This is a genomic window from Sphingomonas sp. 22176 (genome assembly GCF_052045505.1).
Taxonomy (GTDB): Bacteria; Pseudomonadota; Alphaproteobacteria; order Sphingomonadales; family Sphingomonadaceae; genus Sphingomonas.
The window spans coordinates 17,857-36,623 of the sequence record NZ_JBQEPL010000001.1; the positions used below are offsets into that span (position 1 = coordinate 17,857).

Annotated in this window: 15 protein-coding genes; 7 read left to right on the forward strand and 8 right to left on the reverse strand. The window is 67.8% G+C overall.

Annotation, left to right across the window (positions count from 1 at the left end):
* Window positions 1-5: 5 nt before the first annotated feature.
* From ACTJKY_RS00085 to ACTJKY_RS00105, 5 genes are all read right to left on the reverse strand, one after another.
* Window positions 6-1,151, reverse strand: coding sequence for a CehA/McbA family metallohydrolase (locus ACTJKY_RS00085; protein WP_440843355.1), 1,146 nt, complete (start codon window positions 1,149-1,151; stop codon window positions 6-8).
* 41 nt (window positions 1,152-1,192) lie between these two features.
* Window positions 1,193-1,717, reverse strand: coding sequence for a DUF1345 domain-containing protein (locus ACTJKY_RS00090; RefSeq protein ID WP_440845192.1), 525 nt, complete (start codon window positions 1,715-1,717; stop codon window positions 1,193-1,195).
* A 140-nt stretch (window positions 1,718-1,857) separates the two neighbouring features.
* Window positions 1,858-2,397, reverse strand: a complete 540-nt coding sequence (ppa, locus tag ACTJKY_RS00095) for an inorganic diphosphatase (RefSeq protein WP_440843356.1) — start codon at window positions 2,395-2,397, stop codon at window positions 1,858-1,860.
* Between the two features lie 35 nt (window positions 2,398-2,432).
* Complete coding sequence (locus ACTJKY_RS00100) at window positions 2,433-4,322, reverse strand: M61 family metallopeptidase (protein ID WP_440843358.1); 1,890 nt, start codon at window positions 4,320-4,322, stop codon at window positions 2,433-2,435.
* A 94-nt stretch (window positions 4,323-4,416) separates the two neighbouring features.
* Window positions 4,417-5,364: an isoaspartyl peptidase/L-asparaginase family protein gene (locus ACTJKY_RS00105; protein WP_440843359.1), complete on the reverse strand. Its 948-nt coding sequence runs from the start codon at window positions 5,362-5,364 to the stop codon at window positions 4,417-4,419.
* A gap of 161 nt (window positions 5,365-5,525) precedes the next feature.
* Here ACTJKY_RS00105 and ACTJKY_RS00110 point away from each other — a divergent pair, with 161 nt between their 5' ends.
* The 5 genes from ACTJKY_RS00110 (at window position 5,526) to ACTJKY_RS00130 (ending at window position 10,367) form a co-directional block, all read left to right on the forward strand.
* Window positions 5,526-6,092 carry a cob(I)yrinic acid a,c-diamide adenosyltransferase gene (locus ACTJKY_RS00110; RefSeq protein WP_440843360.1) on the forward strand — a complete coding sequence of 189 codons (567 nt, stop codon included), beginning with the start codon at window positions 5,526-5,528 and terminating at the stop codon, window positions 6,090-6,092.
* 64 nt (window positions 6,093-6,156) lie between these two features.
* Window positions 6,157-7,428: an ergothioneine biosynthesis protein EgtB gene (gene egtB / locus ACTJKY_RS00115; RefSeq protein ID WP_440843361.1), complete on the forward strand. Its 1,272-nt coding sequence runs from the start codon at window positions 6,157-6,159 to the stop codon at window positions 7,426-7,428.
* Window positions 7,428-8,405, forward strand: a complete 978-nt coding sequence (egtD, locus tag ACTJKY_RS00120; protein WP_440843362.1) for an L-histidine N(alpha)-methyltransferase — start codon at window positions 7,428-7,430, stop codon at window positions 8,403-8,405. The genes egtB and egtD overlap by 1 nt, the downstream gene beginning before the upstream one ends.
* Before the next feature lie 43 nt (window positions 8,406-8,448).
* On the forward strand, window positions 8,449-9,450 hold the full coding sequence (locus ACTJKY_RS00125) for a threonine aldolase family protein (RefSeq protein WP_440843363.1): 1,002 nt from the start codon (window positions 8,449-8,451) through the stop codon (window positions 9,448-9,450).
* Complete coding sequence (locus ACTJKY_RS00130; protein ID WP_440843364.1) at window positions 9,447-10,367, forward strand: DMT family transporter; 921 nt, start codon at window positions 9,447-9,449, stop codon at window positions 10,365-10,367. Before ACTJKY_RS00125 ends, ACTJKY_RS00130 begins: the two co-directional genes overlap by 4 nt.
* Here ACTJKY_RS00130 and ACTJKY_RS00135 read toward each other — a convergent pair.
* The 3 genes from ACTJKY_RS00135 to ACTJKY_RS00145 are packed head-to-tail and all read right to left on the reverse strand — an operon-like array spanning window position 10,277 to window position 14,364.
* Window positions 10,277-11,050, reverse strand: a complete 774-nt coding sequence (locus ACTJKY_RS00135) for an NAD(P)-dependent oxidoreductase (protein ID WP_440845194.1) — start codon at window positions 11,048-11,050, stop codon at window positions 10,277-10,279. The genes ACTJKY_RS00130 and ACTJKY_RS00135 overlap by 91 nt on opposite strands.
* A gap of 50 nt (window positions 11,051-11,100) precedes the next feature.
* Window positions 11,101-12,705, reverse strand: a complete 1,605-nt coding sequence (locus tag ACTJKY_RS00140) for a M28 family peptidase (protein WP_440843365.1) — start codon at window positions 12,703-12,705, stop codon at window positions 11,101-11,103.
* A gap of 6 nt (window positions 12,706-12,711) precedes the next feature.
* Window positions 12,712-14,364: a M28 family metallopeptidase gene (locus ACTJKY_RS00145; RefSeq protein ID WP_440843366.1), complete on the reverse strand. Its 1,653-nt coding sequence runs from the start codon at window positions 14,362-14,364 to the stop codon at window positions 12,712-12,714.
* Window positions 14,365-14,554: 190 nt separating this feature from the next.
* Between ACTJKY_RS00145 and pepN the strand changes: the two genes are divergently transcribed.
* A complete protein-coding gene (gene pepN, locus ACTJKY_RS00150) occupies window positions 14,555-17,143 on the forward strand; it encodes an aminopeptidase N (RefSeq protein WP_440843367.1) in 2,589 nt (862 codons plus the stop codon).
* Complete coding sequence (locus ACTJKY_RS00155; RefSeq protein ID WP_440843368.1) at window positions 17,143-18,651, forward strand: ABC1 kinase family protein; 1,509 nt, start codon at window positions 17,143-17,145, stop codon at window positions 18,649-18,651. Before pepN ends, ACTJKY_RS00155 begins: the two co-directional genes overlap by 1 nt.
* Window positions 18,652-18,767: the final 116 nt, after the last annotated feature.

An 18,767-nucleotide genomic window follows, 5' to 3' on the forward strand; every position in this document is an offset into this window, starting at 1 on the left:
CAGCCTCAGAATGCGGGGTCGAAGTTGAAGAAGATCGGGTTGGAGATCGCCACCATCGGCCCGGCGACCTTGGTGAAATTTTCCACACCCGGATACGGGGTCTGCGGCCCTTCCACCTCGACGCGATAATAGCTGCGGGCCTTGCCGTCCGGCGTGTCGGTGAAGCCGACGCTCCCGTCCGCGCCGATGTCGAGCGTTGCGAACACCTCGCCATTCTTCACCACGCGGACGTGATAGGCCCCGGTCTCCCGCTTGCCCGCCAGCCGCACGGTAAAGCGCACCGGCCCCGCCGGCGCCGTGGCATTGTCGCCCATCAGCATGTCCGCCTTGCCGTCGCCGTTCACATCGGCGGTGAGTTCCACCCGCGGCGCATAGGGATTGGCGCTGATCGACGCGCGGCCGCGACCGATCGCCGCGATCACGGCTTCGCGCGTGCGGGCCGGGGCGAACACCCAGGTGGTCGGCGTACCGACATTGTTGGCCGTCGCCTCCAACGCCTGCGGAGTGGTGCCACCCGGCACCGTGCCATGGTGCGAATCGCTGCCGCCCCGCGCCGCGATCTTGCGGCCGGAGCTGAGCATGTCGTCCCACACCATCAGGTTGGTCTTGTTCGGCGCCCAGCGGACGGTGTTCCACACCTCGATCGAATCGACCAGGTCGTAGGAATAGCCGAAATGGTCCTTGTTGGTCGGGTGGTTGGCGGAGAGGTGGACGCCCAGCCCCTCCTTCACCTTCTGCACAGCCACGTCGCGGGCATCGCGGATATCGAACAGCTTCTGGTGATCATAGGGTTTGGCCGAGAGTATCACTGCATGGCCGCGCACCGTGGTCCATTCCGCGCCGTAGAGCAGCAGCAGCTTGTCCGAACGGAATTCGGGGTCGCTCCATGTGTGGTGAGCGGTGTCCCCGTTCACATGGTTGTCGTGGTCGCTGATCAGCAGGAAGTCGAAGCCGGCGGCCTCCGCATCGGCAATGATCCGCGCCTCGCTATGGTTGGTCGAATCCTTGCTGTGGCGCGAGTGGACGTGGAGGTCGCCCTTCATCCACACGCCGTCGGTAAGGCTGGCAACGACGAACTTGTCGTTGGTCTGGGCGGACGCGGCGGCAGGCACGAGCAGCGCGGCAAGCGCGAGGGCGGCGACACGGAACATGGCTTCTCCGGCAGATTGGGTTCGGGCGAACGCCCGGCTCCTCAACTACCGCCGAGAACGTTGATCGTGAAGGCCACCACGCCCAGGTTGAACACGAAGGCCGCCAGGCAATGCAGCGTCACCACCCGGCGCAGCTGGCGCGTCTCCACCGAGACGTCGCTGGTCTGGAAGGTCATGCCCAGGCAGAAGGCGAAATAGATGAAGTCCCAGTAATTGGGCTCGGGCGTCTTGGGGAAATCCAGCCCGCCCTTGTCGCGCCCGCCCGGCGCCTCGCTGTAGAACAGGTGCGCGTAGTGGAGCGCATAGACCCCGTTGCTGAACGTCCAGCTGAGCGCGAGTGTGCCGATGATCAGCGCGAGCTGCGCCGGTTGGGGCGCCTTGCGCTCCATCAGTTCGCTGGCAATCGCGATCAGGATGATGATGGTGACCGCGCCGGTGACGCCGAGCAACACCAGACGGTTCGCATCATTATTGCAGGCCGAGCGCCGCATCGCGTCGGACTGGTGCTTGAGCATCGGAACGCACAGCGCCAGGAACAGCGCCGCGCCGATGTCGAAGGCGAGCATCGCGCCCATCCGGATGCCGAACTGCGGCACCAGAAAAAGCCCTGCCGCGATCGTCGTCACGGCAAAGGCAAGGAAACGCGGCGGCGCAAGGACGTTGCCGACCCCTCGGGGTCGCGCCCCACGCCGCCGCAATTTCTGGCTCAGGCTGCCTTTGCCTTCTTCGCGGCCTCGATCGCCTCGAGGACGATCCGGCGCGCTTCGGCGGCATCGCCCCAATTGCCGATCCGCACCCACTTCTCGGACTCCAGGTCCTTATAGTGGGTGAAGAAATGCTCGATCTGCTGCAGCACGATCGAAGGCAGATCCGAACGCTCGCCGACGTCCGAATAATAGGGGAAGGTGCTGTCGACCGGCACGCAGACCAGCTTCTCGTCGCCGCCGGCTTCGTCTTCCAGCTTCAGCACCGCGATCGGGCGTGCACGCACCACGCAGCCCGGCACGAAGGGCGAGCGGGCGATGACGAGCGCGTCGAGCGGGTCGCCGTCGGGCGACAGCGTGTGCGGCACGAAGCCGTAGTTCGCCGGGTAGCGCATCGGCGTGTGCAGGATGCGATCGACGAACAGCGCGCCGCTCGCCTTGTCGAACTCATACTTCACGGGCTCGCCGCCCGAGGGAACCTCGATGATGACGTTCAGGTTGTTCGGCGGATCATCGCCAATGGGAATCAGATCGATGCGCATATTTCTCTAAACCTTGGTTGGCAGCCCCGCCCGTCTCAGCGGGCTTGCAGCAGCTTGTCTAGGCCAGCCTCTCCTTCAACCGACTTGACGAGATGCGGATAGCGCAGCCCATCATGATAGTCGATGGCAACCTCTCGGTAACTATCGTCCCGTTTCAGGGTAAGCCGAATTGGCGCCTTGGTCCCCTTGGCGGCCTTCACCGCCTCGATCAGCGCGTCGACGGCATAGGCGCGGCCGTTCACCGCGACGATCTCGTCGGCGACGGTGATCCCCGCGTTGAATGCCGGACCGTCCCACATCACGCCGGCAATGCCCTTCTTGCCGACCGCGAGGCCCAGCGAATAGCTGAGGTCCGCCGTGCCCGGGCGGCTCATCTTGTTCGGCACCTCGGTATAGACGAGCTTGTAACCGTTGCGCGCGAATCCGCTGAGCGGTGCGTGTTCGGACACATCGTGCAGGCGCGCGGTGAGCAGCTTGCGCCAGTCATAGGGCTGGATGCCCTCCAGCGTCTTCACCACGTCGTCGAAGCTGTAGGTCACCTCGCCGAAATCACCGTCGCGGCCGCCGAAGAAGGCGCGCGCGAAATCGTCGATCGACTTGGTGCCCTTGCTCTGTTCGCGGAGGATCGAATCGACCTCCATCCACACCAGCAGGCCTTCGTTGTAATAATCCTCGCTGCGCTGCCAGCTGGTCCAGCCCTTGGGCGCACGCGCGGTAATGATCGGATCGTTGGTGGTGTCGATCATCGGGCGCCACTTGCGGCCGGCGCGGTTGTCGAGGCTGGCCATGATGTTGGCATAGCCTTCCAGCGTCTCTTCCTTGGTGACCAGGCCCGAGCGTGCCTGGAACACATAGCCCCAGAACTGGGTCTGGCCTTCATACACCCACAGCGACTGGTCGCGCATCGGCATGCGGAAGTCCGGCGTCCACAGCTCGGCACCGCGGCGATACTTGCCGTCCCAGCTATGGGTATATTCGTGCGGCAGCAGGTTGCGCGTGCCCGCCTGTTCGGCCCACTTCGTGAAATAGCCCGGACCGACGCCGTCTTCCGAGCTGCGGTGATGCTCGAGGCCGATGCCGCCCATCTTGTCGCTGATCGACAGGAGGAAGTGGTAATGGTCGTAATGCTGGGCGCCGAAGGTCTTCACCGCCTGCTCGACCAGCCGCTTGTGCGCCTCGATCTGCTCGGGCTTGGCTTCCAGCTCGTCGGCGCTGTCCGCCACCACGTCGAGCGTCACGCGCTCGCTGAGCGGGAACTTGCGATAATAGCGGCCCGCGATCACCGGCGAGTCCATCAGGATCTCGTAGCTGGTAGTCTCATAGGCATAGGTCGAGCCCGTGACCTTGGCGGGCACCGCACCGGCGGCGGCCCAGCCCTCGGGATATTTCACCGTCGCCTGGATCGGGATGCGCCGGGTGAAATAGCCCGCCGGATAGAGGCTGAGCGAGTTGAACTGCACGCTCATCATCTCGGGCGTCATCACGATACGGCCCTGGTTGCCATCGGTCGCGGAGACGAACTGGAACTCGGCCTCGACCGTCTTGGCACCGGCCGGCACGTCGACATGGAAGGCGAACACGTCGACCGTGTCGCGCGTCCAGGGGAGGCGCTTGCCGTTCGCCTTGATCTGCAGGCCGGCCAGCTTCTCGATTTCGCCGCGGGGGCCGTGCTTGCCCGGCAGCCATTCGGGGAAGAGCAGCGTCAGGCGGCCGCTCTTGGCGACCGGGATGGTCTCGCGCACCCGGAAGATGCCGCGCATCGTATCGGTGGCGTCCACGTCGATCTTGAGCGTGCCGGGATACGCCACGTCGCGCGCCGCCGGGATGGTGTCGACGATCGGCACCGGCTGCGGCATCGAATTCTGCGCGAGCGCAGGCGCGGCGGTGGCCAGCAACAGGCTGGCGAACGAAATGGCACGAACCATGATGTGACGGCCCCTTTTGATTGATCTTCGCGAACGCGAAACGGCGCGGATCGGGCAATATTGTTGCTCGCGAATTTCCGCGAGGCAAGGGGGTTCAGTCGCGCCGATCCTCGTAGATCGCCACCGTGCGCTCGCCGCCTGCCGAGGCCTTGCCGCGATACATGCCGGGGGTGGTGAAGGTCCAGTCGAGCTCGCCGGTGGGTGCGACCAGAATCACCCCGCCGACGCCGCCCATCGCCTTCACATCGGCCATCACCACGTCGGCAGCTTGCTTCGCGGTTTCGCCCTTGAACCGCATCCGTGCGCAGATCTCGTGCGCGACGCCTTCGCGGATGAAGAACTCGCCCGAGCCGGTGGCGGAAACCGCGCAGGCGCGATCATCGGCATAGGTGCCCGCGCCGATCAGCGGCGAATCGCCCACGCGGCCCCAGCGCTTGCCGGTAAGCCCGCCGGTGGAGGTGGCCGCCGCGACATGACCCTGTGCATCCATCGCCACCGCGCCGACCGTGCCGTATTTCATGTCGACGTCGAAGCCGCCCCGCGCGGTATCTGCCTGCATCCATGCCAGCTGCTGGCGGCGCTCCTCGGTGCCGAACCAGGCGTTGTCGACCTGCTCGAGCTGCTGCTCGCGCGCGAACTGGTCCGCCCCCTCGCCCGCGAGCAGAACGTGCTGACTCTTCTCCATCACCGCCCGGGCGAGATCGACCGGGTGGCGCGTGGTGGTCGATCCGGCCACGGCGCCGGCTGCGCGGGTGCTGCCGTCCATGATCGCCGCGTCGAGCGTGTGGCCGCCTTCCCAGGTGAACACCGATCCGCGCCCGGCATTGAAGTGCGGGTCGTCCTCCAGCACCTGCACGGCCGCCTGCACGGCATCGACCGCCGAGCCGCCGGCGTCGAGCACTGCCGCACCGGCATCCAGCGCGGCGTTCAGCCCGGCCTCGGCGCCCGCCTCCTGCTCGGTCGGCAGTTCGCCGCGCCGCATGCTGCCGGCACCGCCGTGAATCGCCAGCGTCCAGCGGGGCTTGGGGGTGGCGGTGGACATCGGCAACGGGCTCCTGCGGATCAACTCTGCGCCGTCCCTAGCAGATCGGCCAACGCGTCCAAGGGGTGGTTGGCCGCGCTAGCGACCGGCAGCGGGGGTTTGTCGGCACCTGCACCTTCGCACCCTAGCACCGGCAGCCCATTCGCCTTACCTCCCCTGCCATGGTCAAGCTCAACAAGATCTACACCCGCACCGGCGACGCCGGCACCACCGGCCTTGCCGACGGCTCGCGCGTTTCCAAGGCCTCGGCCCGGATGGAGACGATCGGCGATATCGACGAGGCGAACAGCGCGATTGGCGTCGCCCGCACCACGCTGGTGGCCGGCGACCCTCTGGATGCGACGCTCGCCCGGATCCAGAACGACCTGTTCGATCTCGGCGCCGATCTCGCCACGCCGGGCGAGCGGGAGGGCGTGCTGCGGATCACGCCCGAACAGATCGAATGGCTGGAGGCCGCGATCGACGCGCTCAACGACGATCTCCAACCGCTCAACAGCTTCGTGCTGCCCGGCGGCAGCCCGGCGGCGGCGGCGATCCACCTTGCCCGCGCGATCACCCGCCGTGCCGAACGCGCCGCGGTGGCCGCCAACGACCAGGGCACGCTGAGCAGCAATGCCCTCATCTATCTCAATAGACTTTCAGATTTTTTGTTCGTGGCGGCGCGCACCATGAACCAAAAGGGCGCTGCGGACGTTTTGTGGGTCCCTGGGGGACCTCGTAACCAATAGCCCGTTCCGCGCGCATCCCTCCGTATGGGTTGCCCGCGCAACCGGCCTGCGGTAGGAGAACAGAATGCGAACGATGCCCGCCAATGCCGCCACCCCGGACGCCTTGGCGGCGCAGTTCGCGGGCGTTCGCGCGCTCAGCACCGCGCTGGTGGCGCCGCTGTCCGATGCCGATGCGACGCTCCAGTCGATGGACGATGCCTCCCCGGCCAAATGGCATCTCGCGCACACGACCTGGTTCTTCGAAACCTTCGTGCTGCGCGATCATGTCCCCGGCTATCGTCTGTTCGACGAACGCTGGCCCTTCCTGTTCAACAGCTATTACGAGGCCGAGGGCCAGCGCCATGCCCGCCCCCGCCGCGGCATGCTCTCGCGCCCGACACTGGACGAGGTCCACGCCTATCGCGCCGCGGTGGATGCGGCGATCGTAGCGGCGATGCCGACTCTGCCGCCCGAGGCGCTGGCGCTGATCGGGCTCGGCTGCCAGCACGAGCAGCAGCACCAGGAGCTGCTGCTCACCGACATCCTCCACCATTTCTCGGCCAACCCGCTCGAACCCGCGATGTGGCCGGCCCCGGCCAAGGTGCCGGTAGCGATGCCCGGACCGATCGGCTGGATCGAGGGCACGACGGGTCAAGCCAGCGCGGGCATCGACATGCCCGAGGATCTGGCGGGCTTCGCCTTCGATTGCGAGACCCCGCGCCACCCCACCCTTCTTCACCCGCATGCGCTCGCCGATCGTACCGTCACCAACGGCGAATGGGCGGCGTTCATCGCCGATGGCGGCTATGCCGACCCGCGCCACTGGCTCTCGGACGGCTGGGCCTGGGTGCAGGCCAATCGCATTGCCGCCCCGCTCTATTGGGCGGAGATCGACGGCGTGTGGACCCGCTTCGGACTCGACGGCCGCCGCCCGATCGATCCGGCCGCGCCGGTGACGCATGTCAGCTTCTTCGAGGCCGATGCCTATGCCAGCTGGGCGGGCGCCCGGCTGCCTACCGAGTTCGAATGGGAAGCCGCGGCAGCGGGTGCCGATCCGCTGGGCGGCAACCAGCTCGATGCCGCTGGCCCGGTCGAGCCGCGCCCGTCCACCGGCGGCCCCGCCTGGTTCGGCGACGTGTGGGAATGGACCGGCAGCGCCTATCGCCCGTATCCCGGTTTCCGCACCGCGGAGGGCGCGGTCGGCGAATATAACGGCAAGTTCATGAGCGGGCAGTTCGTGCTGCGCGGCGGCAGCTGCGCCACCCCGCGCGGCCATGTCCGCGCCAGCTACCGCAATTTCTTTTATCCCCACCAGCGCTGGCAGTTCACCGGCGTGCGTCTGGCGAAGGACCTCTGATGCTCAAGCAGGAACTCGAAGACGGCCAGGCGAGCCTTGCCGACCCCCATTTCCGCTCGGATGTGCTGACCGGCCTCGCCGCCAGCCCGCGCGCGATCCCTGCGCGCTGGTTCTACGACCGCCGCGGCTCGGAGCTGTTCGAGGAGATTACCGAGCTCCCGGAATATTACCCGACCCGCACCGAGACGGCGCTGCTCGAATCGATCGCTGGCGATCTCGGCGACCTTGCCGCCCCGAATGCGGCGGTGGTGGAATTCGGCTCGGGCTCTTCGGTGAAGACACCGCGACTGCTCCGCGCGATCGAGCCGGCCGCCTATGTGCCGATCGACATTTCGGGCGAGTTCCTGCGCCATTCCGCGGCGCAGCTCTCCCAGGCGTTTCCGGGCCTGCCTGTCTATCCGGTCGAGGCGGATTTCTTACGGCCGGTGCCGCTGCCCGAGCAGGTGACGACGCTGCCCAAGCTCGGCTTCTTCCCCGGCTCGACGATCGGCAACATGAACGCCTGGCACGCGGTCGACCTGCTGCGCGCGATGCGCGAATGGCTCGGCGAAGGCGCGCGGCTGCTGATCGGCATGGATCGGGTCAAGTCGCCCGAGATCCTCGTCCCCGCCTATGACGATGCGGCGGGCGTGACCGCGGCGTTCAACCTCAACCTGCTCACCCGGATCAACCGCGAGCTGGACGGCACCATCCCGGTTGACGCTTTCCGCCACCGCGCGATCTGGAATACCGACTATGCCCGGATCGAAATGCATCTGGAGGCGCAGCGTAACGTCGACTTCACCGTCGACGGCCGCCCCTTCACGATGGCGGCAGGCGAGACGATCCACACCGAGAACAGCCACAAATACGGCCCCAACGGCGCGCGCCAGCTGCTCCGTTCGGGCGGCTGGACCCCGATCGAGCAATGGACCGACGAGAAGGACTGGTTCGCGCTGATCCTGTGCGAAGCCCAGCCGCTGCGCCGGGCGCCGTAACAGACCGTTGACCGGGCGTGTGCCAGGCCGCAAGGGTCTGGCCATGCGCTTCTTTTCGGACAATGCCGCCGCCGTCTGCCCGCCCGTGCTCCAGGCACTGGTGGAGGCCAACACGCTCGATACCGCCTATGACGGCGATGCCTGGTCCAAGCGGCTCGACGGCGCCTTTTCCGACCTGTTCGGCACCCAAGTGCGCGCGCTGTGGGTGCCCACCGGCACCGCGGCGAACTGCCTGGCGCTGACCGCGCTGTGCCCGCCGCATGGCGGGATCGTCTGCCACCGCGACGCGCACATCAATTGCGACGAGGGCGGCGCGCCCGAATTCTACACCCACGGCGCCAAGCTGCTGACCGCCGCCGGGCCGGGTGCGAAGCTGACGCCCGAGGCGATCCATGCCGTCGTCGATCCGATCCGCAACGACGTGCACCAAGTGCAGCCGCACGCGATCTCGATCACCAACGCCACCGAATATGGCCTGGTCTATACGCCCGACGAAGTCGCGGCGATCGGCGAGCTGGCCAAGGCCCGCAAGCTGGGCCTGCACATGGACGGGGCGCGCTTCGCCAATGCCGTGGCGCATCTCGATTGCCATCCGGGCGATGTGACCTGGCGCGCCGGGGTGGACGCGCTCAGCTTCGGCTTCGTCAAGAATGGCGGCATGAGCGCCGAGGCGCTGGTGTTCTTCCGGCCCGAACTGGCCGACGTGACGCTGTACCGCCGCAAGCGGGCGGGGCTGCTCTTCTCCAAGGGCCGCTATCTCGCCGCGCAGCTGCTGGCGATGCTGGAGAACGATGTGTGGCTCGCCAATGCCCGCGCCGCCAATGCCGGTGCGCGGCTGCTGGCCGAGGCTGCCGGCGACCGGCTGGTCCACCCGGTGCAGGCCAACGAGGTGTTCCTGAAAGCGAACCCGGCGGAAGCCGAAGCCTTGCGCGCGCTCGGCTTCGACTTCTACGACTGGGCCGAGGGCGAAGTCCGCCTCGTCACCAGCTGGGACCAGGCGGAGGACGCGATCCGCCCACTGGCCCAGGCGATCGCGGCGCTGTGATCGGGGCACCGGCCCTGCCGCGCTCGGCGCGGATCACCGTGCTGATCCCCTTCCTGCTGGTGACGCTGATCTGGGGCTCGACCTGGCTCGTCATCAAGGACCAGCTGGCAGTGGTGCCGCCCAGCTGGTCGGTAAGCTATCGCTTCCTCGTCGCGGGCGTGACGACATTGCTCTGGGCGGCGTTCCGGCGCGACCGGCTGCTGCTCGATGCGCGCGGCTTCCTCTTCGCCGCGTGCCTGGGCCTCGCGCAGTTCGTGCTGAACTTCAACTTCGTCTACCGCGCGGAATCGCACGTCACCTCGGGCGTCGTCGCGGTGGTCTATGCGCTGCTGCTGGTGCCGAATGCGATCCTTGCCCGCATCTTCCTCGGCCAGAAGATGGGGCGGCAGCTGCTGATCGGTTCGATCGTCGCGATGGCCGGGGTGGCACTGCTGTTCCTCCATGAGGCGCGGCTCAACCCGGTTGGCCCGCACGAGGCGCTGCTCGGCATCGGCATCGCACTGGCGGGCGTGCTCTCCGCCTCGGTCGCCAACGTCATGCAGGCGACCGGCACCGCCAAGGCCTATCCGATGGCGACCACGCTCGGCTGGGCGATGCTGATCGGGTCGGCGCTCGATGCGAGCTTTGCGCTCGCCACGGTGGGGCCGCCGGTGATCGAGACGCGGCCTGCCTATCTGCTCGGCATCGTCTATCTCGGCGTGATCGGCTCCTCGATCACCTTCACCATCTATTTCCAGCTGATCCGCACCATCGGCCCGGCCAAGGCGGCGTACACCAGCGTGCTGATCCCCGTGATAGCGATGCTGCTGTCGACGCTGTTCGAGGGCTATCGCTGGTCGCTGCTCGCGGTCGGCGGCGGCGTGCTGGTGCTGGTCGGGCTGGTGCTGGCCTTGAGGGCGCGCAGGCCTAATCGGTAATCGGCGTAGCGCGGTTGCCAGCCGAGCAGCCGCTTCGCCTTGCCGTTGGCCACCCGCCGGTTCTCGGCATAGAAGGCGCGCGAGGCGGCGCTGAGCTCCACTTCGTCGGGCGTCACCAGCGGGCCGGGATCGATCCCCAGCAGCTCGGCGGCATAGGCAAGCACCTCGGCCTGGGGCGCGGGGAGATCATCGGCGAGGTTGTACGCGCCGGGCGGCCCGTCGAACGCTGCGATCACGCCGGCGACAAGATCGTCGACATGCACCCGGCTGAACACCTGGCCGGGGAAATAGACGCGCGTCGCCCCCGCCGCCATCCGCTCCAGCGCCGAGCGCTCGGGGCCGTAGATGCCCGGCAGGCGGAAGACATGCGCATTGGGCAGCGCCCCCCAGCCGAGATCCGCCTCGACCCGGCCGCCGCGTCGCCCCCGGAGCGGCGCGCTCTCGTCCACCCAGCCGCCGCCGGTATCGCCATAGACCCCGGTCGAGGAGAGATAGCCGAGCCATTTGCGGCTCGCTGCGAGATCCGCGCCATAGGCGGCGAGCACCGGATCCGCCTCGCCCGGCGGAATGCTGGAGAGGATGTGCGTCGCCATCGCGATTTCCGCGCGGGTGCGCGCCTGATCGGCGAAGGTAGCGCGGGTGACGGTGGCGACGACTCCGCCGCCAGCCTCCACCGCCGCCATCAGCCGCGACGCGGTATAGCCGGGGCCGAAGACCAGCAGGCGAACGACGCTCACTGCACGCTCCCAAACAGCATCCCGAAAAAGTCGCCCTGGTTCCAACTTGGCCGCGCGTCGCCATCGGCCAGCGCCTGCACCGTCGCCAGGCCGACATGCTTGTACTTCACCGCCGAATTCCAGTCGAACGGCAGGTCGATCTGGTCCGACGGCTTATGGTAATTCTCGTCGAGGAACTTGCGCGCCGCCACCGCACCGGTGCCGCCGGGGCCGGTATCGATCGACACCGCCGGGATGCCCGCCTGCACGAAGCTGTAATGGTCGGAGCGGACGAAGAACATCTCCTCCGGCTCGGGATCGGGCACCACGCCCAGCCCCTCCGCCTTGGCCGCGGCGGCGACCACCGGGCCGATGCTCGACCGCTCGCCGCCCAGCACGACGAGGTCGACCAGCGGATAGGTGAGGATCGGCATGTCGAAATTGACGTCCGCGACGATCGAGCCCTTCGGCACCGTCGGGAAATGCGCGAAATAATCGGAGCCAATCAGCCCCTTCTCCTCAGCGGTGAGCGCCACGAACAGCAGCGTGCGGCGCGGCCGCTTGCCGCTTTCCTCGATGGCCTTGGCGATCTCCAGCAGCATCGACACGCCGATCGCATTGTCCATCGCGCCGTTGTAGATCGTGTCGCCCTTCACCGGCTCGCCGACGCCGACATGGTCGAGATGGGCGGAGAGCACCACCGTCTGCGCCTTGAGCGCGGGATCGCTGCCCTCGATTCTGCCCACCACATTGTGGCTGTCTCGGGTCGAGAGCCGGGTCTTGCTCGCCACCGCCAAGGTGCCGGTGAGCGGCCCGGTCGGCATGCGGCTGCCCCGCGTCTGTGCGGCGAGCACGTCGGCCCAGCGGATGCGGGCACCTTCGAACAGCTTGGCCGCGCCGGCCTGGCTCACCTGGCCGACCACCGGCGCCTGGGGCGACATCGCGTTAGCGATGCCGTCCGGCCCCGCCCAGCCGGTGCGCGGATAGGCATAATAGGGCGCGAATTTTTCGACGCTGAAGTCCCTGGCACGCGCGATCGTCTCGACCACCAGCACCGCCCTGGCGCCGCGCGCCGCCGCCAGCCGCGCCTTCTGCCCGTCGTCGCCGAAATGGGCGTTGACCTCGTTGGGCAGACCCTTGGGGGTGCCGTCGAGGATCGCGACGATCTTGCCGCGCACGTCCAGGCCCTTGTAATCGTCGCGCTTCCCCTGCGGATAGACGATGCCATAGCCGGCGAAGACCAGCTCGCCTTCCGCCTTGAAGTCGGGCGACGAGGGCACCGGCTCGTTGACGAAATCCTTGCCGAAGGCGAACGGCACGTCCTTGCCGCCGCGCTTCAGCGTCCACACCGCCTTCTCGGCCGGGCGATAGGTGGTGAGCTTCACCGGCTGGAACCAGCCGCCATTCGCGCCCGGCTTGAGGCCCATGGCCAGCATCCGCGCCGCGACATATTCGGCCGCGACGTCGAAGTCGCGCGTCCCGGCCTCGCGCCCGCGCAGCGCGTCCGAGGCGAGGAACTGGACATGCGCCTTGATCGCCGCCTGTTCGGGAGTGAGCGGCGGCGCCTGCTGCGCCAGTGCGGGGCCGGCGAGCAGGAGCAGGGCAAGCAGCGAACGCTTCACCAGGGCTTACTTCGCGCCGGGACCGTCATAGGTGACGCCGAAGAAGTCGCCCTTGTTCCACACCGGCTTCGCGTCGCCGTTGGCGATCGCATTTGCGATGCGGAAGTTCACGTCGACGAAGCGTACGCCCGACTGCCAGTTGATCGCCGGCTGCTGGTCGATCTGGTCCGAGGGCTGGTGATAATGGTTCTTCATGAAGTGATCGATCGCCGCGCGACCCGGGCCACCCGCACCTGGCCACAGGAATACCGAGGGCACGCCCTTGCGCACGAAATTGTAGTGATCCGAACGCACGAAGATATTCTCGCCGGGCAGCGGATCGTCGGACATCTTCACGCCGATCTCGGCCGCGGCCTTGGCGACGATCGGCCCCAGCGTCGAATGGTTGGCGCCGTAGACCACGATATCCTCGAACGGATAGGTGATGATCGGCATGTCGAGGTTCACGTCGGCGACGATGGTGTTCCGAATCGTAGGGTTGTTGGCGAAATAGTCGGAGCCGACGAGGCCCTTCTCCTCCGCCGTCACCGCCAGGAACAGGATCGAGCGGCGGGGCTTGGTGCCGGCCGCCTTGAACCGCTTGGCCTCCTCGATCAGCGAGGCGGTGCCGATCGCATCGTCGAGCGCGCCGTTGTTGATCGTGTCGCCCTTCGCGTCGGGCTTGCCCACGCCGATATGATCGAGATGGGCGGAGAGCACGACGACGTCGCCGGCCAGCTTGGGATCGCTGCCCTCGATCATCCCCGCGACGTTAAAGCTCGGCATCGGGGTCAGCACGGTCTTGGTTGCGATCGTCAGCGTGCCCGGCAGCTGGATCGCCTTGAAGGTCGCGCCGTCCACCGCCGCTGCCTTGGCGATCGCCGACCACGGCGTCTTCGCCCCCGCGAACAGCTTCTCGGCGCCGGCGAGGCTCAGCAGCCCCAGGCCCGGCGTGCCCGGCGCGGCGATATGGCCGGTGCCATCGGCATTGCCCCAGGTGACGCGCGGCCGGTTGGCATAGGCGGCGTACATCGCGAAAGGCCGCGTCTTGGCGGTGAGCGGCGATTCGAGCGTGACATAGCCGACCGCGCCGTGCTTCTTCGCGATCTCGGCCTTGGCGGCGGGGTTCTGGAAGTGCGCGCCTTCCTCACCCGGGAAGCTCGACGGCGCGCCGCCGAAGAAGGCGACGATCTTGCCCTTCACGTCGACGCCCTTGTAGTCGTCGCGCCCCAGCCCGACGATGCCGTAGCCGACGAACACCACCGGCGCGGTGACGCTGTATTCCGGCTTTTCCGGGTTGGCGCCGGCGATGAAGTCCTTGCCCGCTTCGAGCGTGACTGGCGCACCCTTGGCGCGGCCGATCGACATCGCGCCGCTGCCGTCCAGCTTGTAGCTGATCAGCGGCACCTTCTGCAGATAGCCGCCGTCATCACCCGCCGGCTTCAGGCCTGCGGCGTAGAATTGGGAGGCGACATAGTTCGCCGCGATCTCGAACTCCGGCGATCCCGCCTCGCGGCCCTTCAGCGCATCCGACGCGAGGAACATCACATGGCTCTTCAGCGCGGCCTGGTCGGCGGGAAGCGGCGCGGTGATGACGGCATTGCGCTCAGCGGCGGTCTGGGCAAACGCGGGCGACGCCGCGACAAGGAGAAGGGCAAGCGGCGCAGTCGGTCGAAGCATCGGGTTTCCCTGTGGATCGCAAGAATATTTCAAGCCTAGCAGGGATGCTAGAGCGGTCAATTCCCACCTGCGCCGCCGCCGCGACATTTCGATTCCGTAACGTCACACCAACGCACCGACGACGTTTCCGCTGAAGGTAATCGAGAGAATAGAGTAGCAGCCGGGGCCGCTTGTCCTATATCGAACCGGTATGAGTGACGCCCGCATCGCCGCCGCAGCCCCCCAGGCCATTCGCCGTGAGGACTATCGTCAACCCGACTGGCTGGTGCCCGAAATCGCGCTCGATTTCGACCTCGACCCGGCTGCTACGCGGGTTCGGGCGACGCTCCACGTCACCCGCAACGGCACGCATGATCGCGCGCTGGTGCTGAACGGCGACGGGCTCGAAGCTGCCGCGGTGAAGGTCGACGGCGCAGCGGTGCAGAACTGGCGGATGGAAGGGCAGGATCTGGTGATCCCGCTCACCGGCGACAGCCACACCATCGAGACCGAAGTGGTGATCGCGCCGGAGCGCAACACCCAGCTCCAGGGCCTCTATGCCTCGTCGAGCATGCTCTGCACCCAGTGCGAGGCCGAAGGCTTCCGCCGCATCACCTTCTTCCCCGATCGCCCCGACGTGCTCTCCAAGTACAAGGTCCGCATGACCGGGGACAAGGTGCGCTTCCCGGTGCTGCTCGCCAATGGCGATCCGATCGCGCAGGGTGATGCCGAGGGCGGCCGCCACTGGGCGGAGTGGCACGACCCCTTCCCCAAGCCGAGCTATCTGTTCGCGCTGGTCGCGGGCGACCTCGTTGCCAACACCGGCACCTTCACGACCATGTCCGGCCGCGAGGTACAACTCGGCATCTATGTCCGCGCGCCCGACCTGCCCAAGACCGACCACGCCCTGCACGCGCTGAAGCTCAGCATGAAGTGGGACGAGGAGGTCTATGGCCGCGAATATGATCTCGACGTGTTCAACATCGTCGCGGTCGACGACTTCAACTTCGGCGCGATGGAGAACAAGGGGCTGAACGTCTTCAACAGCCGCTACATCCTCGCCGATCCCGATACCGCCACCGACTGGGACTATGACGCCATCGCCGCCGTCGTCGCCCATGAATATTTCCACAACTGGTCGGGCAACCGCGTCACCTGCCGCGACTGGTTCCAGCTGAGCCTCAAGGAAGGCTTCACCGTCTTCCGCGACCAGAGCTTCTCGGCCGATCAGGGCTCCGCGGCGGTCAAGCGGATCGAGGATGTGCGCTCGCTTCGCGCCAGCCAGTTCCCCGAGGATGCCGGCCCGCTCGCCCACCCGGTGCGCCCGGACGAATATATCGAGATCTCGAACTTCTACACGGCGACCATCTACAACAAGGGCGCCGAGCTGATCCGGATGATGGCGACCATCCTGGGGCCGCAGAAGTTCCGCGCCGCGACCGACCTCTATTTCGATCGCTTCGACGGCACCGCCGCCACCTGCGAGGATTTCGTGGCGAGCATGGAGGAGGCCGGCGGGGTCGATCTCGGCCAGTTCCGCCGCTGGTACAGCCAGGCGGGCACGCCGCGGGTTTCCGCCAATCTGGTGCAGGACGGCACCACCACCCGCCTCGCGCTCGCCCAGACCGTGCCGCCGACGCCGGGGCAGCCGGTCAAGGAGCCGATGGTGCTGCCGCTCAAGATCCGCTTGTTCGGCGAGAAGAGCGGCGCCCCGCTGACCGACGAGCAACTGGTGCTGCTCGACAAGCCCGAGCAGGCGCTGCACTTCGAGAACCTTCCCGAGCGCGCGGTGCTCTCGATCAACCGCGGCTTCTCGGCACCCGTCATCGTCGACGCCAATCGCAGCGCGGCCGACCTCGCCTTCCTTTCGGCGCATGACGACGATCCGTTCGCGCGCTACGAGGCGATGCAGCAGCTGATGCTCGATACCCTGGTCGCCGCGGTGACCACCGGCAAGGGCGAGCATGGCGCGCTGGTCGACGCGGTCCGCAACACGCTGACCGATCCGTCGCTCGACCGCGCCTTCATCGCCGAGGCGGTGCTGCTCCCCTCGGACAGCTTCATCGGCGACCAGATGGCAGTGGTGGATCCCGACGCGATCTTCCGCGCGCGGGAAGCGCTGCGTGCCGATCTCGGCAACCTGCTCGAAGCCGAATGGCGTGCCGCCTATGAGGGTGCACGCGCCAATCGCTTCGAATATTCGCCGGCCGCCAAGGGCGCGCGCCGGCTGAAGAATGTGGCGCTCGGCTATATCGCCGCTAGCGGCGCGGCCGATGCGGCGGAGCTCGCTTTTGCCCAGTTCGACGCGGCCGACAACATGACCGATCGCCAGGGCGGCCTCGCCACCCTGGTCAACGGCACGTCGCCGCTGCGGGAGAAGGCGATCGAGGCCTTCTACCAGCGCTATGCCGGCAACGCGCTGGTGCTGGACAAGTGGTTCCAGACCCAGGCGCTGTCCTCGCGCGAGGATACGCTCGCCGCGGTCGAGAAGCTGGCCCGGCACCCGGACTTCACGCTCGCCAACCCCAACCGGGCGCGGGCGCTGGTCGGCGCGTTCAGCATCAACCAGCGGGCGTTCCACGATCCTTCGGGCCGAGGCTATCGCTTCGTCGCGGACCAGCTGATCGCGCTCGACAAGCTCAACCCGCAGACCGCCGCCAAGCTGGTGCCGCCGCTCGGCCGCTGGAAGCGCTTCGATCCCACCCGCGCCGCACTGATGCGGGGCGAGCTGGAGCGGATCGTCGCCAGCCCGGGCCTCAGCAAGGACATGTTCGAGCAGGCCACCAAGTCGCTCGACTGATGCTCCGGCTGCTCACCGCCACGGTGCGCGACTCCGCCCGCGTGCGGACCGTCGCCGCCGTGGCGGCGCGCTTCGGGCTGGGCGTGCTGCTGGAAAAGCTCGGCTTTGCAGGCGAGGCCGATGCGGCCGATGCCGAGACCGGCGCACTGCCCCTGCCCCGCCGCACCCGCCTGGCGCTGGAGGCGCTGGGTCCAACCTATGTGAAGATCGGCCAGATCCTCGCCACCCGCGGCGACCTGCTGCCGCCCGAGTGGATCGCCGAGCTGGAATTGCTCCAGAGCGCCGCGCCGACGCTGCCCTTCGAGGCAATCCGCGGCGAGGTGGAAGCGGCGCTCGGCATGCCGCCGGAAGAAGCCTTTGCCTGGTTCGATCCCACGCCGCTCGCCGCCGCCTCGATGGCGCAGGTCCATCGTGCGCGGCTGGCGGACGGGCGCGAGGTGGTGCTGAAGATCCGCCGCCCCGGCATCCGCGCGGCGATGGAGGCGGACCTTCGGCTGATCGGCGAGCTGGCTGCGCTGGTCGCCAGGAGCAGCGCGGAGGCGCGGCGTTTCGAACCCGTCGCATTGGCGCGACAGCTACGCCAGGCGCTGCTCGAAGAACTCGATTTCACCAACGAGGGCCGCAACGCCGATCTGCTCCGCGCCGACATGGCAGGCACGCCGCGGGTCGTGGTGCCCGAGATCCACTGGCAATGGACCTCCGAGACGCTGCTGGTGATGGATTTCATCGCCGGCGTGAAGCCGGTCTCGGGCGAAGCGCTGCGCGCTGCCGGCGTCGACCCCGAGGCGATTGCCGAACTGGGCGCCGACACCGTGATTGCGATGGTGCTGGTCAACGGCCGCTTCCATGCCGATCCCCACCCGGGCAATCTGCTCTGCCTGCCCGGCGACAAGCTGGCGCTGCTCGACCTCGGCTCGATCGGCCATGTCGGCCCGAAGCGCCGCGACGAGTTCATCGCCTTCGTGCTCGCGCTGACCGGCGGCAACGCGCGGGCGCTTGCCGACACGCTGGCGCTGTGGAGCGAGGGACACGGCGTCCCCCGCCGCACGATCGACCGCGCCGCCGAGGCGATCGTCCAGCGCCATGGCGGCGGCACGCTCGTCCTCTCCGCGATGATGCCGGACTTCCTTCGGCTGCTGCGCGAGGAGGGGCTGGTGCTGCCGCCGGACCTGCTGCTGGTGTTCAAGGCGATGGTGACGATGGACGGCGTGCTCGATCGCATCGCACCGGGCTTCGACCTGTCGGGCGCGATCGGGCGGGCGCAGGTGGCGCTGCTCGCCAACCGCTTCGGCCCGGCGCGGATGGCGGCGAGTTCGGCGGCACTGGCGCTGGCGCTGGTGGAGCTCGGCGAAGATGCACCACGCCTGCTGCGCGCGGCGGCGGCACGGCTGGAGGCGCCGGTGGTGGATACCGGCGTGGCGCAGGCGATCGCCAAGGCGGGCGGGTGGATCGCGACGGCGCTGGTGGCGGGTGCTGGGCTAGTGGCAGCCGCACTCTGGCTGCACTGAAACAGCGTATCCTCCCCCGCCAGGGGGAGGTGGCGCCGAAGGCGACGGAGGGGAGGGATGCCAGAACCTCTCGAGCCTGCGTGCTTCCTCCCCCTCCGTCAGGCTTCGCCGCCCCC

What these genes read in the sequence shown, in the direction of transcription:
- ACTJKY_RS00100 (WP_440843358.1), bottom strand. Translation starts at nt 4,322, where the DNA reads ATGGTTCGTGCCATTTCGTTCGCCAGCCTGTTGCTGGCCACCGCCGCG.
- ACTJKY_RS00145 (WP_440843366.1), bottom strand. Translation starts at nt 14,364, where the DNA reads ATGCTTCGACCGACTGCGCCGCTTGCCCTTCTCCTTGTCGCGGCGTCG.
- ACTJKY_RS00110 (WP_440843360.1), top strand. Translation starts at nt 5,526, where the DNA reads ATGGTCAAGCTCAACAAGATCTACACCCGCACCGGCGACGCCGGCACC.
- ACTJKY_RS00105 (WP_440843359.1), bottom strand. Translation starts at nt 5,364, where the DNA reads ATGTCCACCGCCACCCCCAAGCCCCGCTGGACGCTGGCGATTCACGGC.
- egtD (WP_440843362.1), top strand. Translation starts at nt 7,428, where the DNA reads ATGCTCAAGCAGGAACTCGAAGACGGCCAGGCGAGCCTTGCCGACCCC.
- ppa (WP_440843356.1), bottom strand. Translation starts at nt 2,397, where the DNA reads ATGCGCATCGATCTGATTCCCATTGGCGATGATCCGCCGAACAACCTG.
- ACTJKY_RS00085 (WP_440843355.1), bottom strand. Translation starts at nt 1,151, where the DNA reads ATGTTCCGTGTCGCCGCCCTCGCGCTTGCCGCGCTGCTCGTGCCTGCC.
- ACTJKY_RS00090 (WP_440845192.1), bottom strand. Translation starts at nt 1,717, where the DNA reads ATGCTCGCCTTCGACATCGGCGCGGCGCTGTTCCTGGCGCTGTGCGTT.
- pepN (WP_440843367.1), top strand. Translation starts at nt 14,555, where the DNA reads ATGAGTGACGCCCGCATCGCCGCCGCAGCCCCCCAGGCCATTCGCCGT.
- egtB (WP_440843361.1), top strand. Translation starts at nt 6,157, where the DNA reads ATGCGAACGATGCCCGCCAATGCCGCCACCCCGGACGCCTTGGCGGCG.
- ACTJKY_RS00135 (WP_440845194.1), bottom strand. Translation starts at nt 11,050, where the DNA reads ATGGCGGCGGTGGAGGCTGGCGGCGGAGTCGTCGCCACCGTCACCCGC.
- ACTJKY_RS00125 (WP_440843363.1), top strand. Translation starts at nt 8,449, where the DNA reads ATGCGCTTCTTTTCGGACAATGCCGCCGCCGTCTGCCCGCCCGTGCTC.
- ACTJKY_RS00155 (WP_440843368.1), top strand. Translation starts at nt 17,143, where the DNA reads ATGCTCCGGCTGCTCACCGCCACGGTGCGCGACTCCGCCCGCGTGCGG.